Origin of the sequence: Streptomyces showdoensis (assembly GCF_039535475.1) — a bacterium.
Taxonomy (GTDB): Bacteria; Actinomycetota; Actinomycetes; order Streptomycetales; family Streptomycetaceae; genus Streptomyces; species Streptomyces showdoensis.
Map to the genome: position 1 here is coordinate 3,424,756 of NZ_BAAAXG010000026.1, position 24,336 is coordinate 3,449,091.

Annotated in this window: 17 protein-coding genes; 8 read left to right on the forward strand and 9 right to left on the reverse strand. The window is 74.0% G+C overall.

Features of this window, described 5'->3' with window-relative positions; translation table 11 throughout:
* The first annotated feature begins 49 nt into the window (after positions 1-49).
* The 4 genes from ABD981_RS28735 (at position 50) to pulA (ending at position 9,998) form a co-directional block, all read left to right on the forward strand.
* Complete coding sequence (locus ABD981_RS28735) at positions 50-1,720, forward strand: glycoside hydrolase family 13 protein (protein WP_046909898.1); 1,671 nt, start codon at positions 50-52, stop codon at positions 1,718-1,720.
* The gene (locus ABD981_RS28740) at positions 1,708-2,775 is read left to right on the forward strand and encodes a LacI family DNA-binding transcriptional regulator (RefSeq protein ID WP_046909899.1); all 1,068 of its coding nucleotides are present in this window, start codon (positions 1,708-1,710) and stop codon (positions 2,773-2,775) included. Before ABD981_RS28735 ends, ABD981_RS28740 begins: the two co-directional genes overlap by 13 nt.
* A 149-nt stretch (positions 2,776-2,924) precedes the next feature.
* Complete coding sequence (locus ABD981_RS28745) at positions 2,925-4,628, forward strand: carbohydrate-binding module family 20 domain-containing protein (RefSeq protein WP_046909900.1); 1,704 nt, start codon at positions 2,925-2,927, stop codon at positions 4,626-4,628.
* A gap of 69 nt (positions 4,629-4,697) precedes the next feature.
* Positions 4,698-9,998, forward strand: a complete 5,301-nt coding sequence (gene pulA, locus ABD981_RS28750) for a pullulanase-type alpha-1,6-glucosidase (RefSeq protein ID WP_046909901.1) — start codon at positions 4,698-4,700, stop codon at positions 9,996-9,998.
* 64 nt (positions 9,999-10,062) lie between these two features.
* Here pulA and ABD981_RS28755 read toward each other — a convergent pair whose 3' ends face one another.
* A complete protein-coding gene (locus ABD981_RS28755; RefSeq protein ID WP_046909902.1) occupies positions 10,063-10,782 on the reverse strand; it encodes a TetR/AcrR family transcriptional regulator in 720 nt (239 codons plus the stop codon).
* A gap of 38 nt (positions 10,783-10,820) precedes the next feature.
* Here ABD981_RS28755 and ABD981_RS28760 point away from each other — a divergent pair, with 38 nt between their 5' ends.
* Positions 10,821-11,162, forward strand: a complete 342-nt coding sequence (locus ABD981_RS28760; protein WP_046909903.1) for a hypothetical protein — start codon at positions 10,821-10,823, stop codon at positions 11,160-11,162.
* 5 nt (positions 11,163-11,167) lie between these two features.
* On the opposite strand, the gene ABD981_RS28765 is transcribed toward ABD981_RS28760, so the two are convergent.
* The 4 genes from ABD981_RS28765 to ABD981_RS28780 form a co-directional block, all read right to left on the reverse strand.
* Positions 11,168-12,226: a PDR/VanB family oxidoreductase gene (locus ABD981_RS28765; RefSeq protein ID WP_046909904.1), complete on the reverse strand. Its 1,059-nt coding sequence runs from the start codon at positions 12,224-12,226 to the stop codon at positions 11,168-11,170.
* On the reverse strand, positions 12,226-13,113 hold the full coding sequence (locus tag ABD981_RS28770) for a metal-dependent hydrolase (RefSeq protein WP_046909905.1): 888 nt from the start codon (positions 13,111-13,113) through the stop codon (positions 12,226-12,228). The genes ABD981_RS28765 and ABD981_RS28770 overlap by 1 nt, the downstream gene beginning before the upstream one ends.
* A 74-nt stretch (positions 13,114-13,187) precedes the next feature.
* Positions 13,188-15,116 carry a hypothetical protein gene (locus ABD981_RS28775; RefSeq protein ID WP_123954843.1) on the reverse strand — a complete coding sequence of 643 codons (1,929 nt, stop codon included), beginning with the start codon at positions 15,114-15,116 and terminating at the stop codon, positions 13,188-13,190.
* A gap of 175 nt (positions 15,117-15,291) precedes the next feature.
* Positions 15,292-16,092 (reverse strand): tyrosine-protein phosphatase, encoded by an 801-nt coding sequence (locus ABD981_RS28780; protein WP_046909906.1) that lies wholly within the window; start codon positions 16,090-16,092, stop codon positions 15,292-15,294.
* A 200-nt stretch (positions 16,093-16,292) separates the two neighbouring features.
* On the opposite strand from ABD981_RS28780, the gene ABD981_RS28785 reads away from it, so the two are divergent.
* Both ABD981_RS28785 and ABD981_RS28790 read left to right on the forward strand, forming a co-directional pair.
* Positions 16,293-17,033 carry a hypothetical protein gene (locus tag ABD981_RS28785; protein WP_240495357.1) on the forward strand — a complete coding sequence of 247 codons (741 nt, stop codon included), beginning with the start codon at positions 16,293-16,295 and terminating at the stop codon, positions 17,031-17,033.
* A gap of 54 nt (positions 17,034-17,087) precedes the next feature.
* The gene (locus ABD981_RS28790; protein WP_046909908.1) at positions 17,088-18,530 is read left to right on the forward strand and encodes a PepSY-associated TM helix domain-containing protein; all 1,443 of its coding nucleotides are present in this window, start codon (positions 17,088-17,090) and stop codon (positions 18,528-18,530) included.
* Here the strand turns inward: ABD981_RS28790 and ABD981_RS28795 are convergent, their stop codons facing one another.
* The 4 genes from ABD981_RS28795 to ABD981_RS28810 all read right to left on the reverse strand — a co-directional run bounded on the left by ABD981_RS28795 (position 18,531) and on the right by ABD981_RS28810 (position 23,205).
* Positions 18,531-19,082: a winged helix-turn-helix domain-containing protein gene (locus ABD981_RS28795; protein WP_046909909.1), complete on the reverse strand. Its 552-nt coding sequence runs from the start codon at positions 19,080-19,082 to the stop codon at positions 18,531-18,533.
* Positions 19,083-19,458: 376 nt separating this feature from the next.
* On the reverse strand, positions 19,459-20,490 hold the full coding sequence (gene glnII, locus ABD981_RS28800) for a glutamine synthetase (RefSeq protein WP_046909910.1): 1,032 nt from the start codon (positions 20,488-20,490) through the stop codon (positions 19,459-19,461).
* Positions 20,491-20,641: 151 nt separating this feature from the next.
* Entirely contained in the window at positions 20,642-21,778 is a 1,137-nt protein-coding gene (locus ABD981_RS28805; protein ID WP_046909911.1) for an ARPP-2 domain-containing protein, read from the reverse strand.
* Positions 21,775-23,205, reverse strand: coding sequence for a hypothetical protein (locus ABD981_RS28810; protein ID WP_046909912.1), 1,431 nt, complete (start codon positions 23,203-23,205; stop codon positions 21,775-21,777). Before ABD981_RS28810 ends, ABD981_RS28805 begins: the two co-directional genes overlap by 4 nt.
* A gap of 231 nt (positions 23,206-23,436) precedes the next feature.
* Between ABD981_RS28810 and ABD981_RS28815 the strand changes: the two genes are divergently transcribed.
* Positions 23,437-24,336, forward strand: coding sequence for a Gfo/Idh/MocA family protein (locus tag ABD981_RS28815; RefSeq protein WP_046909942.1), 900 nt, complete (start codon positions 23,437-23,439; stop codon positions 24,334-24,336).

The window sequence follows — 24,336 nt, forward strand, 5'->3', positions numbered from 1 at the left end:
ACCCGTGCCCGAACCCGTGTCCGTAATCTCCTTACGACTCAAGGAAGACATGACCCAGCACCTCGCCACTCCCGCCGCCGCCGCTCCGACCACCGGCACGCACTCGGGCTGGTGGAGAGACGCGGTGATCTACCAGGTCTATCCGCGCAGCTTCGCCGACGGCAACGGTGACGGCATGGGCGACCTGGAGGGCGTTCGCAGCCGGCTGCCGTACCTGAAGGAGCTCGGCGTCGACGCCGTCTGGCTCTCGCCGTTCTACGCCTCCCCGCAGGCCGACGCCGGCTACGACGTCGCCGACTACCGGGCCATCGACCCCATGTTCGGCACCCTCCACGACGCCGACGCCCTCATCCGCGAGGCCCACGGACTGGGCCTGCGGATCATCGTCGACCTCGTCCCCAACCACTCCTCCGACCAGCACGAGTGGTTCCAGCGCGCCCTGCGCGAGGGCCCCGGCTCCCCGCTGCGCGAGCGCTACCACTTCCGCCCCGGCAAGGGCGCGGCCGGCGAACTCCCGCCCAACGACTGGGAGTCCATCTTCGGCGGCCCCGCCTGGACCCGTACGGAGAACCCGGACGGCACCCCCGGCGACTGGTACCTCCACCTCTTCGCCTCCGAGCAGCCCGACTTCAACTGGGAACACCCGGCGGTCCGCGACGAGTTCCGCTCGATCCTGCGCTTCTGGCTCGACATGGGCGTCGACGGCTTCCGCGTCGACGTCGCCCACGGTCTGGTCAAGGCCGAGGGCCTGCCCGACATCGGCAGCCACGACCAGCTGAAGCTGCTCGGCAACGACGTCATGCCCTTCTTCGACCAGGACGGCGTCCACGAGATCTACCGCTCCTGGCGGAAGGTGCTCGCCGAGTACGACGGGGAGCGCGTCCTCGTCGCCGAGGCGTGGACCCCGACCGTCGAGCGCACCGCGCACTACGTGCGCCCCGACGAGATGCACCAGGCCTTCAACTTCCAGTACCTGGGCACCTCCTGGGACGCCGCCGAGCTGCGGCAGGTCATCGACGCCTCGCTGGCCGCGATGCAGCCGGTCGGCGCCCCCACCACCTGGGTGCTGTCCAACCACGACGTCACCCGGCACGCCACCCGCTTCGCCAACCCGCCGGGCCTCGGCACCCAGCTGCGCACCCCCGGCGACCGGGAGCTCGGACTGCGCCGGGCCCGCGCGGCGACCCTGCTGATGCTGGCGCTGCCCGGCTCCGCGTACGTCTACCAGGGCGAGGAGCTCGGCCTGCCGGACGTCACCGACCTGCCCGACGAGGTGCGCCAGGACCCGTCGTTCTTCCGGGCCACCGGCCAGGACGGCTTCCGCGACGGCTGCCGGGTGCCGATCCCGTGGACCGTCGAGGGCTCCTCGTACGGCTTCGGCGCGGGCGGCTCCTGGCTGCCGCAGCCCGCCACCTGGGGCGCGCTCAGCGTCGAGGCGCAGGCCGGCGACCCCACCTCCACCCTGGAGCTGTACCGCAGCGCGCTCGCCGTGCGCCGCACGCGGCCCGGACTCGGTGCGGGCGACGCGGTCGAGTGGCTGGAGGCCCCCGAGGGGGTGCTGGCCTTCCGCCGCGACGGCTTCGTCTGCACCGCCAACACCACCGGCCGGGCCATCTCCGTCCCGCTGCCCGGCCGGTTCATCCTCTCCAGCGGGCCCGTCTCCCACGGGGAGGGTGTCGTGGAGCTGCCCGCCGACACCACCGTCTGGTGGGCGGTGTGACGATCCCGCTGCCGCGGGGCGCCGGGAGCGGCGCCCCGCGGCTCTCGGACATCGCGGCCCAGTCCGGGGTGAGCGAGGCCACCGTCAGCCGGGTCCTCAACGGCAAGGCGGGGGTGGCCGGGGCGACCCGGCACAAGGTGCTCGCCGCGCTCGACGTGCTGGGCTACGAGCGTCCCGTGCGACTGAAACGGCGCAGCGCCGGCCTGATCGGCCTGGTCGTGCCCGAGCTGACCAACCCCATCTTCCCGGCCTTCGCGCAGGTCGTGGAGCAGGTCCTGGCCGGGCACGGCTACACCCCGGTGCTCTGCACCCAGATGCCGGGCGGGGCCACCGAGGACGAGCTGGTCGAGCAGCTGGTGGAGCGCGGGGTGGCGGGCATCGTCTTCCTGTCCGGGCTGCACGCGGACGCCACCGCCGATCCGGCCCGCTACACGCGGCTGGCGGCGCGGGGCGTGCCGTTCGTCCTCATCAACGGCTTCAACGAGCACATCGACGCCAACTTCGTCTCGCCGGACGACCGGGCCGCGGCGCGGATGGCCGTGCGGCACCTGGTCGAACTCGGCCACGAGCGGATCGGGCTGGCCATCGGGCCGATGCGGTACGTGCCCTCGCGGCGCAAGGCGGAGGGCTTCGCGGCGGAGCTGCGCGAGCAGCTGGGCGTCGAGCGGGCCGAGGCCGAACGCTTCGTGCGGCCCACGCTGTTCGGCGTGGAGGGCGGGCACGCCGCCGCCGACCTGCTGCTCGCCGAGGGGTGCACCGGCATCGTGTGCGGTTCGGACCTGATGGCCCTCGGGGTGGTCAGGGCGGTCCGAGCGCGGGGCCTCGACGTGCCCCGGGACGTGTCCGTGGTGGGCTTCGACGACTCCCCGCTGATCGCCTTCACCGACCCGCCGCTGACCACCGTGCGCCAGCCGGTGCAGGCGATGGCGACGGCGGCGGTCGGCGCGCTCCTGGAGGAGATCGAGGGAAACCCGGTCCAGCGCACGGAGTTCGTGTTCCAGCCCGAGCTGGTCGTGCGCGGCTCCACCGCGCAGTCGCCGCAGCCGGTCGCGTAACTCCTTGCGCAATCCCTTGCATTGCGGTGCCGGAAGGGTTGACCGCACGCCTGTACGCCCCTACGGTCGCGGCTGAAAACAGTTGCTGTCATTTTCGGCAACTTCTTGCGAACCCACTCTTGCGACAGGGACGTCGTACAGGAGGAAACATGGCAAGAAAGACCGTGGCCGCTGCACTCGCCCTCGTGGCGGGAGCCGCTGTGGCCGTCACGGGAACCCCGGCGGCCCAGGCCGCGGCCCCCGGGGTCAAGGACGTCACCGCGGTGATGTTCGAGTGGAACTTCGCCTCGGTGGCCAAGGCCTGCACCGACCAGCTGGGCCCCGCGGGCTACGGCTTCGTGCAGGTCTCCCCGCCCCAGGAACGCGTCCAGGGCGCGGCGTGGTGGACCGCCTACCAGCCCGTCAGCTACAAGATCGCCGGCCCGCTGGGCGACCGCACCGCCTTCAAGAACATGGTCGACACCTGCCACGCCGCCGGGGTCAAGGTCGTCGCCGACTCGGTCATCAACCACATGGCCGGACCCTCGGACCCCAACGCCACCTACACCGGCACCGGCGGATCCAGCTACAGCAAGTACAACTACCCCGGCCTCTACTCCGGCGCCGACATGGACGACTGCCGCGCCACCATCTCCACCTACCAGGACAAGGCGAACGTCCAGAACTGCGAGCTCGTCAACCTCGCCGACCTCGACACCGGTGAGGAGTACGTCCGCGGCCGCATCGCCGGCTACCTCAACGACCTGCTCTCGCTCGGCGTCGACGGCTTCCGCATCGACGCCGCCAAGCACATGCCGGCCGCCGACCTCGCCAACATCAAGTCCCGGCTGACGAATCCTTCCGCCTACTGGAAGCAGGAGGCCATCTACGGCGCCGGCGAGGCCGTCTCGCCCAGCGAGTACCTCGGCAACGGCGACGTGCAGGAGTTCCGCTACGCCCGCGACCTCAAGCGGGTCCTCCAGGGCGAGAAGCTCGCCTACCTGAAGAACTTCGGCGAGGCCTGGGGCTACATGCCCTCCGGCCAGTCCGCCGTCTTCGTCGACAACCACGACACCGAGCGCGGCGGCGACACCCTCACCTACAAGAACGGCGCCGACTACACCCTCGCCTCCGTCTTCATGCTGGCCTGGCCGTACGGCTCCCCGGACGTCCACTCCGGCTACGAATGGACCGACAAGGACGCCGGCGCCCCCAACGGGCACCAGGTGAACGCCTGTTACAGCAACGGCTGGAAGTGCCAGCACGCCTGGCGCGAGATAGCCTCGATGGTCGCCTTCCGCAACACCGCGCGCGGACAGGCCGTCACCGACTGGTGGGACAACGGCAACAACGCCATCGCGTTCGGCCGCGGCGCCAAGGCCTACGTGGCGATCAACCACGAGGGCGCGGCCCTGACCCGCACCTTCCAGACCTCCCTGCCCGCCGGCTCCTACTGCGACGTGCAGTCGAACACCGCGGTGAGCGTCAACTCCTCCGGGCAGTTCACCGCCACCCTCGGCGCCAACACCGCGCTCGCCCTGCACACCGGCGCCACCTCCTGCGGAACGACGCAGCCCGTCACGGCCGGCGCCGACTTCAACGTCAACGCCACCACCGTGACCGGCCAGAACATCTACGTCACCGGCAACCGCCCCGAGCTCGGCAACTGGGCCCCCGCCGCCGCCCTCAAGCTGGACCCGGCCGCGTACCCCGTCTGGAAGCTGGCCGTCGGCCTGCCCGCCGGAACGGTCTTCGAGTACAAGTACGTCCGCAAGGACGCCGCCGGGAACGTCACCTGGGAATCCGGCGCCAACCGGACCGCGACCGTGCCCGCCTCCGGCCGGATCGTCCTGAACGACACCTTCCGCACCTGACGCCCCCCGACGTCCCAGGGCCGCCCCGACCGGGGCGGCCCCTCTTCCCGTACCCCTGGGAGCACCCTCGTGACACGCAAGAGAACGGCGGTCGCCGTGGCCGCCGCCCTGTGCGCGGCCCTCGTGCCCGCCCTGCCCGCGGCCGCAGCGCCGCGCCCGCCGGCCCCGCCCTCCGACCGGGCGCTCGCCGCCACCCCGGCCCGCCACGACCTGACCCGCGAGCAGTTCTACTTCGTGCTGCCGGACCGCTTCGCCAACGGCGACACCGCCAACGACCGCGGCGGCCTCACCGGCAGCCGCGAGCGCACCGGCTTCGACCCCACCGACAAGGGCTTCTACCAGGGCGGCGACCTCAAGGGCCTGACCGAGCGGCTCGACTACATCAAGGGCCTCGGCACCACCGCCATCTGGATGGCGCCGATCTTCAAGAACCGGCCCGTACAGGGCACCGGCAAGGACGCCAGCGCCGGCTACCACGGCTACTGGATCACCGACTTCACCCAGGTCGACCCGCACTTCGGCACCAACGACGACCTCAGGAGGCTCATCGCCGCCGCCCACGCCAAGGGCATGAAGGTCTTCTTCGACGTCATCACCAACCACACCGCCGACACCGTCGACTACGCCGAGCAGAAGTACGGCTACCGCCCCAAGGGCGCCTACCCGTACCTCGACGAGGACGGCCGCCCCTTCGACGACCGGGCCGGGATCGCCGGGGTCGACCGCGACTCCTTCCCCTACACCCCGGCCGTGCGCCCCGGCGACCAGGCCGCCAAGGTCCCCGCCTGGCTCAACGACCCGACGATGTACCACAACCGCGGCGACTCCACCTGGGCCGGCGAGTCCGCCGAGTACGGCGACTTCGTCGGCCTCGACGACCTGTGGACCGAGCGCCCCGAGGTCGTCGAGGGCATGAAGCGGATCTACGAGACCTGGGTCCGCGACTTCGACATCGACGGCTTCCGCATCGACACCGTCAAGCACGTCGACCTCGACTTCTGGACCCAGTGGGCCACCGCCCTCGACGCCTACGCCAAGAAGCGGGGCCGCGAGGACTTCTTCATGTTCGGCGAGGTCTACTCCGCCGACACCACCGTCACCAGCCCCTACGTCACCCGCGGCCGGCTCGACGCCACCCTCGACTTCCCCTTCCAGGACGCCGCCCGCGCCTACGCCTCCCAGGGCGCCGGCGCCGACCGGCTCGCCAAGGTCTTCGCCGAGGACTACCGCTACACCACCGACAAGGCCAACGCCTACGAGCAGGTCACCTTCCTCGGCAACCACGACATGGGCCGCATCGGCACCTTCCTGAAGCAGGACCACCCCGACGCCCCCGACGCCGAACTCCTCCGGCGGGCCCGGCTCGCCAACGAGCTGATGTTCCTCGGCCGCGGCAACCCGGTGGTCTACTACGGCGACGAGCAGGGCTTCACCGGAGCCGGCGGCGACAAGGACGCCCGCCAGACCCTCTTCGCCTCCAGGACCGCCGACTACCTCGACGACGACCAGCTCGGCACCGACCGCACCCACGCCTCCGACGCGTACGACACCGGACACCCGCTCTACCGGTCCATCGCCGAACTGTCCCGCCTCACGAAGGCGCACCCCGCGCTGCGCGACGGCGTCCAGCAGGAGCGGTACGCCGAGGGCTCCGTCTACGCCTTCTCCCGCACCGACGCCACGGCGCGGACCGAGTACCTGGTCGCGGCCAACAGCGCCGGCACCGCCAGGACCGTCACGGTGCCGGCCGACTCCGCCGCCTTCCACGTCCTGTACGGGGGTCAGGGCGCCGTCCGCGCGGAGAACGGCAAGGTCACCGTCACCGTCCCGGCCCTGTCCTCCCTCGTCCTCAAGGCCGACCGGCCGCTGTCCGCCCCGGCCACCGCCCCGGAGATCTCCCTGGCGGCCCCCGCCGCGGGCGCCACCGGCACCGTCGAACTCACCGCCGACGTCAGCGGCGGCGGCCTCAACCGGGTCGTCTTCGCCGCCCAGACCGGCAACGGACGCTGGCGGACCCTCGGCACCGCCGACCACGCCCCCTACAAGATCACCCAGCATGTGACCGCCCCCGCTGGCACCGCCCTGCGCTACAAGGCCGTCGCCGTCGACTCCGCCGGCCGCACCGCGAGCGCCCTCGCCGCCACCACGGCCGGACAGGCCCCCGCGCCCGAGAAGCCCGTCGCCGTCGAGCGGACCTGGGCCGTCGTGCACTACAAGCGCCCGGACGGCGACTACGACGGCTGGAAGCTGAAGGCCGCCGGACAGGAAGCCGCCTTCACCGGCCGCGACGCCCACGGCGCCTTCGCCTGGGTCCGCGTCCCCGAAGGCGCCGCCACCGTGCCGTACACGGTCGAGAAGGACGGCACCGCCGACGGACCCCAGCGCGGCATCACCCTCGCCCGCACCGGCGAGGTCTGGATCACGCAGGGCTCCGACGCCCAGTCCGACACCGCCCCCGCCACCCCGCCGCAGGACAAGACCAAGGCCGTCGTCCACTACCAGCGCGCCGACGGCGACTACGAGGGCTGGGGCCTGCACACCTGGACCGGCGCCGCCCAGCCCACCGACTGGTCCCGGCCGCTGATGCCGACCCGCTTCGACGCGTACGGCGCGGTCTACGAGGTCCCGCTCACCGACGGCGCCCCGTCCCTCTCGTACATCGTCCACAAGGGCGACCAGAAGGACCTGCCCACCGACCAGTCCCTCGACCTCGCCACCTACGGGCACGAGGTGTGGCTGCTCGGCGGACAGCCGAAGTACCTGCTGCCGCAGACCGGCGGCACCCCGTCCCTCGACCTCGCCAAGGCCGAGGCCCAGTGGATCGACCGCACCACCGTCGTCTGGAAGGTCAAGGCCACCGACGCCACCAGCCAGCAGCTGGTGTACGCGCCCGAGGGCGGCATCACCGTCACCGACGGCGCCCTCAGCGACGAGGGGCAGTGGCTCCGCCTGAACCAGGGCACCCTCACCGACGCGCAGAAGGCGAGGTTCCCGCACCTCAAGGACTACCCGGCCTTCACCGTCGACCCGCGCGACGCCGACCGCGTCCGCGCCTCCCTGCGCGGCCAGCTGATCGCCACCCAGCGCGCGGCCAACGGCGCCCTGCTCGCGGCCACCGGGGTCCAGACCGCCGGCGTCCTCGACGACCTGTACGCCCCGGCGGCGACGAAGGCCGCCCTCGGCCCCGTCTTCCGCGCCGGCCGCCCCACCCTCTCCCTCTGGGCCCCGACCGCCCGGTCCGTCGCCCTCGAACTCGACGGGAAGAACGTCCCCATGCGCCGCGACGAGGCGAGCGGGGTCTGGTCCGTCACGGGCCCGCGGACCTGGACGGGCAAGCCCTACCGCTACGTCGTGCGGGTCTGGGCCCCCAGCGTCCAGCGGCTCGTCGTCAACACGGTCACCGACCCCTACTCGACCGCCCTCACCACCGACTCGGCCCGCAGCCTCGTCGTCGACCTCGCCGCCCCGGCCCTCGCGCCCAAGGGCTGGCGGACCCTGAAGAAGCCCGCCGCCGTGCCGCTGCGCGACGCGCAGATCCAGGAACTCCACATCCGCGACTTCTCCGTCGCCGACCCGACGGTGCCGGCCGGGCACCGCGGCACGTACCTGGCCTTCGGCGACAGCGGCAGCAAGGGCGCCCGGCACCTGAAGTCCCTGGCCGCGTCCGGCACGTCCTACGTCCACCTCCTCCCGGCCTTCGACATCGGCACCATCCCCGAGAAGAAGTCCGCGCAGACCACCCCCGCCTGCGACCTGAAGGTCTACGCCCCCGACTCCGAGGAGCAGCAGGCCTGCGTCGCCGCCGCCGCGGCCAAGGACGCCTACAACTGGGGCTACGACCCCCTGCACTACACCGTCCCCGAGGGCTCCTACGCCACCGACCCCGAAGGCACCCGCCGCACGGTCGAGTTCCGGCAGATGGTCACGTCCCTCAACGCGTCCGGCCTGCGCACGGTCATGGACGTCGTCTACAACCACACCGTCGCCGCCGGGCAGTCCGACAAGTCCGTCCTCGACAGGATCGTGCCCGGCTACTACCAGCGCCTCCAGGCCGACGGCAGCGTCGCCACCTCCACCTGCTGCGCCAACACCGCGCCCGAGAACGCGATGATGGGCAAGCTGGTCGTCGACTCGGTCGTCACCTGGGCCAAGGAGTACAAGGTCGACGGCTTCCGCTTCGACCTCATGGGCCACCACCCCAAGGCCAACATCCTCGCCGTCCGCAAGGCGCTCGACGCCCTGACCCCCGCCAAGGACGGCGTCGACGGAAAGGCCATCGTCCTCTACGGCGAGGGCTGGAACTTCGGCGAGATCGCGGACGACGCGCGCTTCGTCCAGGCCACCCAGAAGAACATGGCCGGCACCGGCGTCGCGACCTTCTCCGACCGGGCCCGCGACGCGGTCCGCGGCGGCGGCCCCTTCGATGAGGACCCGGGCGTCCAGGGCTTCGCGAGCGGCCTCTACACCGACCCCAACACCTCCACCGCCAACGGCACCCCCGCCGAGCAGAAGGCCCGCCTCCTCCACTACCAGGACCTCATCAAGGTGGGCCTCACCGGCAACCTGGCCGCCTACACCTTCACCGACACCTCAGGGCGTACGGTCAAGGGCGCGGAGGTCGACTACAACGGCTCCCCGGCCGGGTACGCCGCCCAGCCCGGCGACGCCCTCGCCTACGCCGACGCCCACGACAACGAGACCCTGTACGACGCCCTCGCCTTCAAGCTGCCGGCCGGCACCTCCGCGGCCGACCGGGCCCGCATGCAGGTCCTCGCCATGGCGACGGCCGCCCTCTCCCAGGGGCCCTCGCTCTCCCAGGCGGGCAGCGACCTGCTGCGCTCGAAGTCCCTGGACCGCAACTCCTACGACAGCGGTGACTGGTTCAACGCGATCCACTGGGACTGCCGGGACGGCAACGGCTTCGGGCGGGGCCTGCCGCCGGCCGCCGACAACAAGCCCAAATGGCCCTCCGCCAAGCCGCTCCTGTCGAACCCGGCCCTGACCCCCGGCTGCGCCGAGATCGACGGCGCCTCCGCCGCCTACCGCGACCTGCTCCGGATCCGCACCACGGAGCCGGCCTTCTCGCTGGCCTCGGCCGACCGGGTCCAGTCCGCCCTCTCCTTCCCCCTCTCGGGGCGGGACGAGACCCCCGGCGTGATCACCATGCGCCTGGGCGAGCTGGTCGTGGTCTTCAACGCGACCCCGCGGGAACAGCGCCAGACCGTCGGCGAGCTGGCCGGGCGGGCCTACCGCCTCCACCCGCTCCAGGCGAAGGGCTCCGACCCGACGACGAGGACCTCCACCTACGACCGGCCCTCGGCCACCTTCACGGTCCCGCCCCGCACGGTGGCGGTCTTCACCACCGACTGACCCGACGACCCGGACCGCCTCCGCCCCGCCCCCCGTGGGGGCGGGGCGGAGGCGGCGGTGGTCGTCACGACGAGCGCTGGTCCGGGAGCCGCGACGGCGGGGCGAGCGCGAGGAGTCGGCCCACCAGCTCACCGAAGGGCCCGTCCGCGGGCTCGTCGGCGAGGATCCGGACCAGCACCTCCGCCATCCCGGTGTCGTACGCCGCGCTGACCGCCGCCAGCGCCGCGAAGTCGTGCACGAGCTGCAGCTCCAGCTCCGCCCGCGGCACCCGGCGCCCGTCCAGCCACAGCAGTGCCGTCGACTCGGCCAGCGACACCCAGGAGCGGACGACCAGTTCGAGCCGCGCGGAGGGCTCGGTCACGTCCAGATGGGCCAGGATCTGCTCGTACGCGGCCTGCCGCACCTCGTCGATCATCGCGTTGGCGGTGGAGGAACCGACCGCCGGCCCACCCCGCATGAGCGCGGCGAACCCCGGCCCGTGGTCCTCGACGAAGTCGAAGAAGCGCCCCATCACCCGCAGCAGCCGCGCCCCCAGCGGACCCTGCGGCGGCTCCACGAACCGCCCCGCCAGATCGTCGGCGGCCCGCCGCAGCGCCGCCTCGTACAGCGACTGCTTGCCCGGGAAGTAGTGGTAGACCAGCGGCCGCGAGATGCCCGCGGCGGCGGCGATCTCGTCGATGGAGACGTCGTCGGGGGAGCGGTGGCTGAACAGCTCGAGGGCCACCCCGATCAGTTGCTGCTTGCGCTCCTCGACGCCCATCCTGCGGCGTACCCCGGTCGTCATGCGAACAGCCTAACGGGAGTCCGTTACGCTCCCGGCATATGAGCGCTTCTGAGCAGGACACCACCCCGGCCACCGCGGCGGAGCCGGACGAGCCGGACGACGCCGACGAGGCCGACCCGGACCTGGGGCTCACCCCGAAGCAGGCGCGTCTGCTGCGGGTCGTCGCCGGTTCGGTCCTGCTCGTCGTGACCGGCACCGTGCTGGCGGTCCGGCTGGCGAACCACACGTCCGTCCTCGTCGTCGGCGTGTACGGACTCGCCATGATCCTGTGCGGGGTCGTCATCGAACTCTCCCGCAACGGGCGCACGCGGCTCGCCACTTGGCTGCTGACCGGCGGCCTGCTGACCGCGTTCGCCCTCGACTGGCTGGTCCTTCCCTGACGGACCTACAGGTCCAGCACGAGCCGTTCGCCCGCGCACCGTGACACGCAGATCAGCATCGAGCCGGCCCGCTCCTCGTCGGTGAGCAGCTCGTCCCGGTGGTCCACCTCGCCCTCCAGGACCCCTTGCCGGCAGGTCCCGCAGAAGCCCTGCCGGCAGGAGTACAGGACCCCCGGCACGGCCTCGCGGACCGCGGACAGCACCGACTGGTCGGCCGCCACCGTCAACGTGCGCCCGGTGCGGCGGAGTTCGACCTCGAAGGCCGTGCCCTCGGCGCGCGCGGCGGAGAAGCGCTCCAGGACCGGGGTCCGCCCCTCGGGCAGCGCCGCGCCCACCGCGTCCATCAGCCCCTCGGGCCCGCAGCAGTAGACGGCGGTCTCGGCGGGCAGCCCGCCGAGGAACGAGAGGTCGGGCAGCCCGCTCTCGTGCTCGGTGACCACGGTCGTCCGGCCGCGCCCCAGCTTCTCGGCCTCGTACACGTACGGCATGGTGGCGCGGTGCCGCCCGCAGTACAGCAGCCGCCACTCCGCCCCCGCCGCCTCGGCGGCGCGCACCATCGGCAGGATCGGGGTGATCCCGATGCCTCCGGCGACGAAGACGTACGAGGGGGCCGGGGCCAGCGGGAAGCGGTTGCGCGGCCCGCGGATCTCGATCTCGGTGCCCACGTGCAGCTGTTCGTGCACCTCGCGGGAGCCGCCCCGGCCGCCCTGTTCGGCCTCGATGAGCCGGGTGGCGATCGTGTAGACGTCCTTCTCGTCCGGGTCGCCGCACAGCGAGTACTGGCGGACGGCGCCGGAGGGCAGTACGAGGTCGATGTGCGCGCCCGGCTGCCAGGCGGGCAGCCCTGTGCCCTCCAGGCGCAGTTGGACGACCCCGGCGGCGGGCTCGCGGCGATCGGCGACGACGGCGCGCAGGGTCACGGTGGAGCCGCGGCCGCGGCCGGAGACCGGCTCGTCGAGCGCGGGCATCGGCCAGAGCGGGGAGGCGTCGATCCGGCGCCGCAGGGCCCGCTTGGCGAGCAGCGCGGCCCCGGCGAGCAGGACGACGGTACGCAGGCGGGGCATCAGTGACGGCCTCCGTTGGCGCCGGGGGAGCTCGCCAGGTAGGCCGCGGCCTGGGCGGTGCAGCCCTCCTGGCTGGGGTGGTAGTCGCGGCTCAGGTAGCGGGGGATGGAGCGCAGCATGTCGGGCGTGGAGGGCAGCACGCCCGCGCGGCCCTTGCGGACGAACTGGCCCACGCTCGGCTTGGCGTCGAGCACGGTGGGGTCGTTCTCCATGAAGAAGCGCACCCCGCGCTGCCAGAGGAAGACGAGCGCGGAGAACGCGGCCGCCCAGGTGCGGGCCCGGCGCCGGTAGCCGCCGTCGAGGTGCAGGAACAGCTCGAAGGCGACCGAGCGGTGCTCGACCTCCTCGGCGCCGTGCCAGCGCAGCAGGTCCAGCATGACCGGGTCGGCGCCGACCCGGTCGAGCTCCTCGGCGTTGAGCACCCAGTTGCCGAGGAAGGCGGTGTAGTGCTCGATCGCGGCGATCAGCGCGACCCGCTCCATCAGCCACCAGCGCCGCGGGCGGCCCGGGGGCAGCGTCCGGTCGCCGAGCAGCTTCTCGAAGAACCAGTCGACCTGCGCGGTGTACGGGGTGGGGTCGAGCCCCAGCCGCTTGAGGTGCGGCAGCACGTCGTCATGGGCCTGGGAGTGGACGGCCTCCTGCCCGATGAACCCGATGACGTCCGCACGCAGCCGGTCGTCGGTGATGTACGGGAGGACCTGCTTGTAGACGTGCACGAACCAGCGCTCGCCGGCCGGGAGCAGCAGGTGCAGCACGTTGATGGTGTGGGTGGTGAACGGGTCGCCGGGAACCCAGTGCAGCGGGGTCTCCTCCCAGTCGAAGGAGACCTTGCGGGCCTTGAGCTCGATGTGTTCCGACGCCACCGGTGCAGGCTGCGTATTAGACATGGCGTCAATGTACTGAGGGGTAGGCGGGAGGGCCAGGGGTCGGGCACGCCCATTTCCCGGGCCCCGGCGCCCCGTCACCTCAGGGCGCCCACCCGGGTCCCGTCCGCCAGCGCCCCGGTCAGGTCCGCCCGGCTCCCCGGCGCCGCCTTCACCGCGAGCAGATGCCCCTCGGCCCGCCCCGTCACCCCGCCCGACAGGGCCAGCGACCTGAAGTCCCCGGTGCCCGCCGCCAGCACGTACCACTGCCCGCTCTTCGCCTGCCAGACCACGCCGGCCAGCACCCGGGGCTCCCGCACCCCGCAGGCCGGGGTGGACTCGGAGCGGGCCGCCAGGGCCGCCGTGCCCGTCGCGCCGGGCGCGCGGAACAGGGCCAGGGCGCGGCTGCCCGTCCCCCGCCAGGTCTCCGCCCGCGCGCACAGCCACTCCGCCCGCCCGCCGCCCTCAGGCAGCGACTGCCCCGCGTACGGCCAGGAGTTCACCGTCCGCACCCCGTGCGAGCGCACCGCCGAGAGCTGACAGGCCGTCCGCGCCCACGCCTCCCGCGCGGCCGGCCCCGTCGCGTCCACGGGCGCGGCCGGCGGGCCCGAGGTCAGCCGGGCCGGGGCCAGCTCGCCCAGGTCGCCCAGGAGCCGGACACCGGACCCGTCCCGCACCTGGAGGGTGTTCCAGCGCTCGCAGCTCCGGGCCGTCGCCGGACTCGGCATCGGCTCCGTCACCCCGGCCGCGTCCCGGGGCAGCGGCCGCGCCGCCTTGGCGGGGGCCAGGAGGTCGACGACCGCCGTCTCCGTCACCCAGGGCGCCGTCAGATAGCGCACGTTGCCCGCCGCCCGCGACACCACGAGCGCCGCCGAGCCCACCGCGTCCGCCCCGTCCGTCCGCGCGAAGTCCAGCGCGGCCCCGCTCGTGTCGTCGACCGGCTCCGCGTACCGCACCACCCGCAGGCCGTCGTGGAACAGCACCACCCGCACCGCGTCCACCCGCCCCGCGAACAGCAGCTGCGGCGAGCCCATCGGCGGCCCCGGCGGCGTCCCGGGCGTCGCCGAGGCGTGCACGTCCGGCCCGGGCCGCGCCCACACCGCGAGCGCCCGGCGCAGCAGTGCCGTGTCGCCCGTGAGCCCGCCCCGGGCCGGCCACACCGAGAAGTCCGTCCGCGTGGACGTCCGCCACGCGGCCGGCTCCACCCGCTTCACGCCGCCCGGGTCGAGCGCCGCCTCCGCCGCCGGGTTGCGGGCGTACGAGGGCGCCGCCGCACCGTTTCTGCCCCAGCCGTCCCCGGGCAGCCCGAGCAGCGTCCCGCACACCACCACCGCCGCGGCCGCGGCCAGCGCCGCCCGGCCGTGCTGGCGCCGCCGCATCAGGTCCGGCGGGCGGGCCTGGAGCGAGCAGGGGTCGAACTCGGGCGACTCCAGGAGCGCGCTCTGCGCCTCGACCCGGTCCGCCTCCGCCAGTGCCGCCTCCGGGTCCGCCGCCCCGGCCGCCGCCAGCACGCGCAGCACCTCCGGGTCGCCCTGCCGCTCCAGGCCGCGCAGCACATAGGCCGCGCGCCCGGGGCCGGAGAGCGTCGAGAGCCGCTGGTCCAGGGCCAGTTCGTCGGCGCCGCCGGCCCGGGGGAACAGCCGCAGCCCCCGGACCTGCGGCAGCAGCGGCGGGAACTGTGCCCGCCGCGGCAGCGCGCGCCGCCGCAGCGGCAGCCCGGCCACCAGCGCCTGCCGCAGCACCTCGCCCCGCACGTACGCGTACCCGGGGTCGACCGCGTCCTCCGGCCGGCGCGCCCCGGGCAAGGCCGCGCCCGAGGTGCGGCGGCGCGGCAGCGAGCGCTGCACCAGGGCGTGGGCGGTCAGCACCCGGCGGTTGCGGCCCAGCGACGGCGGGAGGACGAGGTAGGCGATCCGGACCAGCCGCGGATAGTGCTCGACGAGCGCCGCCTCGGCCTGCTCCACGTCGACGGGGCCGGGGGAGTCGGGGGAGGGGCCTGAGGAGGGGGCGAGTTCCTGGGTGCTCACGTTCAGCAGAACGAGCGAATCGTGCGATGGTCACCCCGGCCGAGCCCCCCGGACGGGCCACGGGGGTCCCCCGGACGGCCCACCCCCGGCCCGAGGGCGCCGGGCCGGAGGCGGCGGATCGGGGGTGGGCAGGCGGCCCGCGCGCCGGGCGTGCGGCCCGCCGGCCCGCCCCGCCTCAGGCCGCGTACACCGTGAGCCGCTCGCGGATCAGCGCGGTCACCTCGTCCGGGACGCCGAGCCCCTCCCGTACGTACTTCTCCATCGACCCGTGCCGCACCGCCACCTCGTCGAGCGCCGCCTCCAGGTACTCCGGCACGACCCCGATCAGCGCGAGCGCCAGCTCGGGGTCGCCGCCCTGGGCCGTGAAGCCCTCGATGAGCGGCGCGAACGCCTGCCGCACCCCCGGGTTGACCGACAGGTACTCCGCCATGACCGTCTCCTCGTCCGCGCCGAGCAGCGCGAGCAGGATCGTCGCCGCCCAGCCCGTGCGGTCCTTGCCGGCCGTGCAGTGGAACAGCAGCGGACCGGCGTACGGATCGCCCAGCTCGGTGAGGAAGGCCCGGTAGGACGCGCGCGCCGACTCCGTGTTCACGAAGGCCCGGTAGGTGCGCTGGAACACCGCCTGCGCCCGGCCCCCTCCCAGGTGCTCCTCGGCCAGCGCCGGATCGGAGAGCAGGGTCTTCAGCCGGGCGGCGGGCGGCAGCCCGCTGGTCGCCAGGAAGTCCGCGAGCACGTCCGCGACGAGCAGCCGCCCGCCCGGCGGCACGTGGTCGGGCCGCTCGGCCCGCTCGGCGGTGGTGCGGAAGTCGACGACGGTACGGATGCCGAGGGCGGCCACCACCGGATCGGCCGGGTCGAGCCGGTCCAGCTGTCCGGACCGGAAGACCAGGCCCTCGCGGACGCTGCGGCCCTCGCCGAGGGGCAGGGTGCCGAGGCCGCGGAGGTTGGCGACGGTGGCGGCGGGGATGGCGGGCATGCGTCGACTCCTCCGAAACCGGTACAAAAGCAGTTTCCCGCTCACCGTAGCCGATGGGTGCCGGGGGCGGTCTGCCGTACCGGGTGCGGGGATGACAGCATGACCGGACCATGACGCACACCAGGTCGCCGCTGCGCGCCCTCCGTGCCGCACTCTTCGCGGCGGTGTGCGTCACTTTGGCGGCGGTGGGGCATTCGTCCATGTCTGCCCATGCCATCCCGCCGCGCTCCCTCCTCCTGGCCTTCGCCGTGACGGCCGTCCTCGCCTGGTCCGCCGCCGGCCGCCGCCGGGGCGTGCTCGCCATCGCGTCCGGCCTGACGGCCGTGCAGGGGGCGCTGCACCTGATCTTCGGGGCGGGGGAGCACGGGCCGACGCACGGGCCCCCGGCCGGCCATGCCGGCACGGCGGACCCGGCCGGTGCGGGCTCCATGGACCCGACGGGTCCGACGGACCCCCTCGGTTCCCTGGGCTCGATGGGCTCGATGGGCTCGATGGACTCGATGGGTTCCATGGACTCCATGAAGTCGATGAGCTCGATGGGTTCGACGGACTCCCTGGACTCCCTGGCATCCGGCGACCCCATGGCCGCCATGGAGCACATGGGTTCCATGGCGCACACCATGACCATGGGCTCCGGCTCCGGTCTCGGCATGCTCGCCGCGCACCTGCTCGCCGCCCTGGCCTGCGGGCTCTGGCTCGCCCGCGGCGAGGCCGCGCTGTTCCGCCTGGCCCGCGCCGTCGCCGCGTCCGCGTTCACGCCGCTGCGCCTCGCGCTCGCCGCCGTACGCGTCCTCGCCCCCGCACCACCGGTCCTCCGGCCCGTGCGCACCGCCCCGTACACCCGCAGGCTGCGCGGTGTCGTCCTCGCGCACGCGGTCTCCCGGCGCGGCCCGCCCGCCCCGGCCGCTTTCCGCGCCACGGCCCTCGGAGCACGCGTCTGACGTGTTCGGCCCGGGGGTCGCTCCCCCATGCCGACACACTTCCCTAGGAACGTCATGACCGTCGACGACCTCGCGCGCCCGGAAACCCCCGAGGCCCGCACCCCCGAACCCGCCGCCAGACCGGGCGGCTGGGCGGCCCTGCGCCCGCTCGTGCTGCGCCTGCACTTCTACGCGGGCGTCCTCGTCGCCCCCTTCCTCCTCCTCGCCGCCGTCAGCGGACTGCTCTACGCGGTGTCCGTCCCGGCCGAGAAGCTCGTGTACGCGCACGAGCTCGAGGTCCCCGTCCCGGCCGACGCCACGGCGCTGCCGCTCTCCCGCCAGGTCGAGCTGGCCCGCGCGGCCAACCCCGACGGCACCGTCACGGCCGTGTGGCCCGGCGCCGAGCCCGGTGCCACCACCCGGGTCCTGATGGCCGACCCCGAGGCCCCCGAGGGCACCTCGATGGGCGTCTTCGTCGACCCGTACACCGGCGAGATACGCGGGCAGCTGCCCAGCTACGGCAGCTCCGGCGCGCTCCCGCTGCGCACCTGGATCTCCGGGCTCCACGTGGACCTGCACCTCGGCGAGCTCGGCCGCAACTACAGCGAGCTGGCCGCCAGCTGGCTGTGGGTGGTCGCGCTCGGCGGCCTGCTGCTGTGGATCGGCCGACGCCGCAAGAACCGGCGGGCGCTCTTCCTGCCCGAGCGCGGCCCGAAGTCGCGCCGCCGCACCCTCTCCTGGCACGGCACGGTCGGCCTGTGGACGGTGGCCGGTCTGGTCGCGCTCTCCGCGACCGGTCTGACCTGGTCGCGGTACGCGGGCGAGAACATCGGCTCCGTCCAGGACCGGCTCGGCGGGGCGACCCCGGCGCTGTCCGCGGCCGTCACCCCCGGCGGCGCGGCGGGCGGCGGCGAGCACGCGGGCCACGGCGCCGGCCACCAGCCGGCACCCGCCGCCCCGAAGGGCACCGACATCGGCATCGACAAGGCCGTCGAGGCGGCCCGCGCGGCCGGGATCGACAGCTCCTCGATCTCCGTCGTGCTGCCCGCGGAGGGCGCCGGCTACGTGGTCAAGGAGACGGACAAGCAGTTCCCGGTCGAGCTGGACTCGGTGGCCGTGAACCCGGCCGACGGGACCGTCCTCGACGAGCTCCGCTTCGCCGACTACCCGCTTCTGGCCAAGCTCACCCGGATCGGCATCGACGCCCACATGGGCGTCTTCCTCGGCCTGTTCAACCAGCTGGCGCTCGCCGCCCTCGGGCTCGCGCTCGTCCTGCTGGTCGTGTGGGGCTACCGCATGTGGTGGCTGCGCCGCCCGGGCCGCCCGGTCGCCCGCGGCGCCTGGCGCAAGGCCCCGGTGACGACGCTGCTGCCGCTGCTCGCGGGGACCGCCCTGGTGGGCTGGTTCGTGCCGATGCTCGGCCTCAGCCTGCTGCTGTTCCTGGCCGTGGACGTGACGGCCGGGTTCGTGGCGAAGGTCCGGGCCGGGCGCGGCCCGGACCCCGCCGGAACGGCCTGATCAGGGGGTGTACTTGTAGCCGACCCGCCGCACGGTCTGGATCGTGTGGCGGTGCTCGGCGCCCAGCTTGCGGCGCAGCCGGGCCACGTGGACGTCCACGGTCCGGCCGTCGCCGACGTGCCCGTACCCCCACACCGTCGTGACCAGCTGGTCACGGGTGTGCACCCGGTGCGGGTGGGCCACGAGATGGGCGAGCAGTTCGAACTCCAGATACGTCAGGTCCAGCGCCCGGCCGTCCACGACGGCGACCCGCTGGACGCCGTCGATGGCCACGGGCCCCTGCTCGCCGGCCGGCGCCGCCGCCACCGGGGCGGGCGGCTGCTGGTCGGCCGGCAGCAGCACCAGGTAGCCGACCATCGGCGGCCGGCCGGGCAGCGTGGGCAGGGCGTGCTGGGGCGCGGGCAGCAGGGTGGCGCCCGGCGGCAGGAAGTCCGCGACCTGCGCGAGGCCGGCGACCTCGTCGGGGTCGACGGCGCGCAGCCGGTGCCGGTCGGCACGGTCCACGCGGGGGCGGAGGGGGGTGAGGGTGGCGGCAGCCTGGGTATGGGCCATGAAAGCTCAACTCTTTCGCGCGAGTTACGGACGGACAGGCGTCGTACGTCATTGCGCGTCGGCCGAAGGCCGGAGGACCGGTACCTACCGGTCGGGGCTTTAGAGGGCCGACGCGTTCCTCACGCGTCGACAGCACCGGTCGAAGTCATGGTGCTGACGGGAAGGCCAGAACGGCTCGAGGTCGTGGCGACCCTTCGCGGTGTCGTTCTCGATGCTGACCATATCCCTATTAAACCAGGAGGGAAGTGCGGTGGGCAGCCCTCGGTCGGCCAAAACCCGTGTCGCGCTGCCCACATGCGTTTCCCACATGCCGGAAGGGGCGCCCACCGTACGGAACGGCGGGCGCCCCTTCCGGGTGCGCGTCCCAGCGGGCGGATCAGACCTGGCCGGCCCGCTCCAGGGCCTCGCAGCAGGTGTCCACGATGAGGCGGGTCACCAGGTACGGGTCCACGTTGGCGTTCGGGCGGCGGTCCTCGATGTAGCCCTTGCCGTCCTGCTCGACCTGCCACGGGATGCGGACCGAGGCGCCGCGGTCGGAGACGCCGTAGGAGTACTGGTCCCACGGGGCGGTCTCGTGCAGACCGGTCAGGCGGTCGTCGATGCCCGCGCCGTAGTTCTTGACGTGGTCGAGCGGCTTCGAGCCCTCGCCCAGCGACTCGCACGCGGTGATGATCGCGTCGTAGCCCTCGCGCATCGCCTTCGTGGAGAAGTTGGTGTGCGCGCCGGCGCCGTTCCAGTCGCCCTTCACCGGCTTCGGGTCCAGCGTCGCGGAGACCTTGAAGTCCTCGGCCGTGCGGTAGAGCAGCCAGCGGGCCACCCACAGCTGGTCGGCGACCTCCAGCGGCGCCAGCGGGCCGACCTGGAACTCCCACTGGCCGGGCATGACCTCGGCGTTGATGCCGGAGATGCCCAGGCCCGCCGTCAGGCAGTTCTCCAGGTGCGCCTCGACGATGTCACGGCCGAAGATCTCGTCCGCGCCGACGCCGCAGTAGTAGCCGCCCTGCGGGGCCGGGAAGCCGCCGACCGGGAAGCCGAGCGGGCGCTCGCCGTCGAAGAAGGTGTACTCCTGCTCGATGCCGAAGATCGGCTCCTGGGCCGCGTACTTCGCGTACACCTCGGCCAGCGCGGCACGCGTGTTGGACTCGTGCGGCGTCATGTCCGTGTTGAGCACCTCGCACAGCACCAGCACGTCGTCGCCGCCGCGGATCGGGTCCGGGCAGGAGAAGACCGGCTTGAGGACGCGGTCCGAGGCGTGTCCCTTGGCCTGGTTGGTGCTGGAGCCGTCGAAGCCCCAGATCGGCAGCTCTTCGAGGGCCGCACCCGTGCCGGGCATGATCTTCGTCTTCGAGCGGAGCTTGGCGGTCGGCTCGGTGCCGTCGATCCAGATGTACTCAGCCTTGAAGGTCACGGGCCTCATCCTTTGGCGTGCGCTGCGGGTGCTTCGGGGCACCGGGCTTCGCTACGCTCGCGACGCTGCGAGAGCTGCGGTGGCGGTGTCTGCGCGCAGCTTCGCAATATCGGATTTCCCGATGGTTGCCCGATTGTGAACCCCGTGTTACTCAGCCTTCCTCCGTATCCCGCAGCCGCCGTGCGACGACGTGCGCGTTCAGCAGCGCCCCGAACCCGGCCCGCCGGATCCGCTCCACCAGCTCGGCGTACGAGGTCCCCAGCGCCTCCGCGGTCCGCCCCAGGTGCCAGTCGCAGTCCGCGAGCCGGCGCAGCAGGTGACCCCGCCGGATCTGGGCCTCCGACAGCCGGAAGGTCTTCAGGTACGCCGTCCGCCCCCGGTGGTCGCTGATCAGCTCGCCGATGTGCTGTTCCCGCCCGGACCGCAGGAACGGCGGCAGGAAGCGGAAGAGCCGGAAGTCCCCCATCCGGTGGACCTGCTCGAAGGCGTACGGGGTCTCCAGCAGGTCCCGCGCCATCAGGCCGTCGTGGGCCTCCGCCCAGGCCCGCTCCTGCGCCCGCGCGGCGGCGCGCAGCTGGGCGAGCGAACGGACGGCGGCGCTCTCCAGGGAGGCGGTGAAGTCCGCGACCGGCGCCCCGTAGAGCGCGTACTGGTGCACCAGCTCCCCGAACAGGTCCTCCACCAGGGTCGGATGCAGCACCCGGTAGTCCTCGGGATGCGGCACGACGAAGGCGGCGGCGAGCGCGTCCGCCACGTACAGCATCGTCCCGCACTGCCCCGGATGGATCTCGAAGACCCGCAGCGCGTCCTCGAGGCCCGGCACCCGCCACCCGGCGTACGCGGCCTCCGCGCGCGGCGACAGACCCCGGCGCACCGCCTCCGCGGACCACTCCTCCCAGGCGACGGACGGCCCGCCGAAGTGGAGCGCCAGATAGCCCTCCAGGGCGAGGTGCAGCGGCAGGAACCGCAGCCGCCGCTCGCCCCGGCGGCGCCGGGCCGGCCGCCGCACCGGCACGGCCGCCGGCGGCTCCTCGCCGAGCCGGGTCCCGTAGGCGGCGGCCTCCGCACCCGCATCCGACCAGTCGGCGACGAAGCCGTGCGGGACGTACGAGGAGTACGCCGTGCCGTCGCCGACCTCGACCGTGGCGGGGCCCGGGCCGCCCGCGTACACCTTGCGGTGCAGCCGCAGGCCCGCGACCGGCTCCGCCCGCACCAGCGGCACGAGCCGCACCCCGCCCCACACCTGGGCGGGCCGGACCTCCAGGCCCGTCAGATCGATCCGCGTCACCGGACCCCCTCCCCGAGGAACAGCTCCACCCGCCGGTCCAGATAGGCGCGCAGGGCGGCGAGCCTCTCGCGCCCCTCCGCGAACCGCGCGATCTCCACGAGCGCCGGCAGATCCTCCGCGTCCCGGATCCCGGCCGTCGGCACCTCCGGGGCGAGCCGGCGCACGTCGAAGACCTCCGCGTCGTATACGGGGTTCACGTGCACCACGCTCGTCCGGTGCTCCGGATCGAGCCGCTCCCGCCACACCCGCAGCACCTCGCCGGCGAGCCCGGGCGGTGCGTTGTCCCAGCCGTCCGAGACGATCACCAGCCGCTCCGGGGCGCCCTCCGGGGCGCTCTCCAGGGCGTCGAGGATCCGCATCCCCAGGGGCGTCGGCCCCCACGGACGCACCAGCAGCGGATCACCGCCGCCCGAGGTCCAGTGCGCCGCGTACCCGCCCGGCGCGGCCAGCGCCTCCAGCAGGAAGTGGCAGCCGAGGGCGACCGCCAGCGGGCGCCGCCGCTTCACCGCCGAGCCGGAGGACGAGAAGCTGTCGTCGAGCACGGCCGCCACCCGCCCCCAGCTCCCCGCGTACGGCCCCGCCACCCGCCGCGCGGCCGCCCGCAGCGCCCCGGTCAGCTCGGCACGGCGCGCCGCCCTCTCCCCGAAGGGGAGGGACAGCACGTACAGCGCGAGCCGGGTCAGCGGCATCACACCGAGGTCCGTCGCCCCCGGGCGGGTCCGCAGCCGCTCCAGCCGGGTCATCCGCGGCGCGATCCGCTCCAGGAACACCTCGCGGGCCACCCCGTGCCGCGCGGCGAACCCCTCGGCGACCGTGAACGGCAGCTCGTACAGCGCCCCCTGCTCGTGGTGCGCCCGGCGGAAGGCCTCCAGCGCGGGGTGCGCGTAACGGGTCCTGCGGCCCGGCGCGAAGAGGAAGTCCCCTACCTCCCCGGTCGTCCCGGCCTCCGCCGCCTGCCCGCCGCTCCCGGGCAGCGGCAGGTGCGCGTGCCGGGCGGCGGCCTTCAGACCCGGGCGGTACTTCACGGCGTCGTGCCCGAGGTCGGCGCGTCCGGCCAGCCAGTCGCGCACGATCGCCCGGGTGCGCCGGTTGTTGACCCCGGCGGCCCGCAGGGCGCCGAACAGCCGGTACACGCGCTGCGGCGGCATCACGGCGAGCCGCGCGGCGATCAGCCGCCCCTCGCCGGGCCCGGCCTCCCGGGGCGTGCGCAGCAGCCGCTCGGCGATCAGGGCCGCGTTGTGGTCGTTGACGTCGAGCGCCAGGGCGGCGGCGTACAGCGGCCGGTAGTTGACGCACACGTACTCGTGCAGGAAGGCCAGCGAGAGCCGCTGCTCGTCGGCCGTCGCGCGGAACTCGCGCTGGCCGGTGGCCGTGAGGGCCGCGTTGACGAAGAGGAGCACGTCCTCGGCGGCGACGAGGTCGGACATCCGGGGGCTCCTCGGGCTCCGGCGGCGAAGGGCGCCGGCCGGGGAATGGGGGTGCGAACAGCGAATACGTTGCTTCAGAGGCAGGTCCCGGAAGTCGCACCGGAGTCCCGCGGCCGGCGAGGAGACGCTAGCACCGGGGGAGGGGAGCGGGGCCACCGGATTACGGGGCCGGGGAGGCTTCCGGGACCTCCCCGGGGCCGGATGTCCGAGCGGGGCGGCAGACTGGTGGGCATGACGAAGATCCCCGGCGCGAAGCCCCGTATCGGTCTGCTCGGCACCGGCCCCTGGGCCGAGCGCACGCACGCGCCCGCCCTCGCGGCGCATCCGGGCGTGGAGTTCAGCGGGGTGTGGGGCAGGCGCCCCGAGGCCGCGGCGGCGCTCGCCGCCGGGTTCGGGACCCGGGCCTTCGCGGGGGTCGACGCCCTCTTCGAGGCGAGCGACGCCGTCGCCCTCGCGCTGCCGCCGGACGTCCAGGCCCCGCTCGCGGCCCGCGCGGCGGCCGCCGGCTGCCACGTGATCCTCGACAAGCCGGTGGCGACCTCGGTCGGCACGGCCCGGGACCTGGCGGCGGCGGTGACCGCGGCCGGGGTCGCGTCCGTGGTCTTCTGCACCCTCCGCTTCGCGGAGCCCACCGCCCGCTGGATCGGCGAACAGACGGCGGCGGGCGGCTGGTTCCTCGGCGAGGCGCACTGGCTGGGCTCCCTCTTCGCACCGGGCTCCGAGAGCGCGTACGCGGCCTCGCCGTGGCGGCGCGACAAGGGCGGCCTGTGGGACGTCGGCCCGCACGTCCTCTCCGTCTACCTGCCCGTCCTCGGCGACGTCACCTCGGTGACCTGCGCCCGGGGGCCCGCCGACACCCGGCACCTGGTGCTGCGCCACACCTCGGGCGCGAGCAGCACCGCGACCCTCACCCTCAGCGCCCCGCCCGGGGCCGCCGAGGCCGCGCTCTCGCTGTACGGGGAGCGGGGGCGGGTGACGATGCCGGGCTGGGACGGCGCCCTGGACGCCTTCGGAGGCGCGGTGGACGCCCTCCTGGAGGCGGTCCGCAGCGGAGAGCCGCACCCCTGCGACGTGCGTTTCGGGGCGCGGCTCACCGAGATCCTGGCGGAGGCCGAGGCGGCGTCCGCCTGA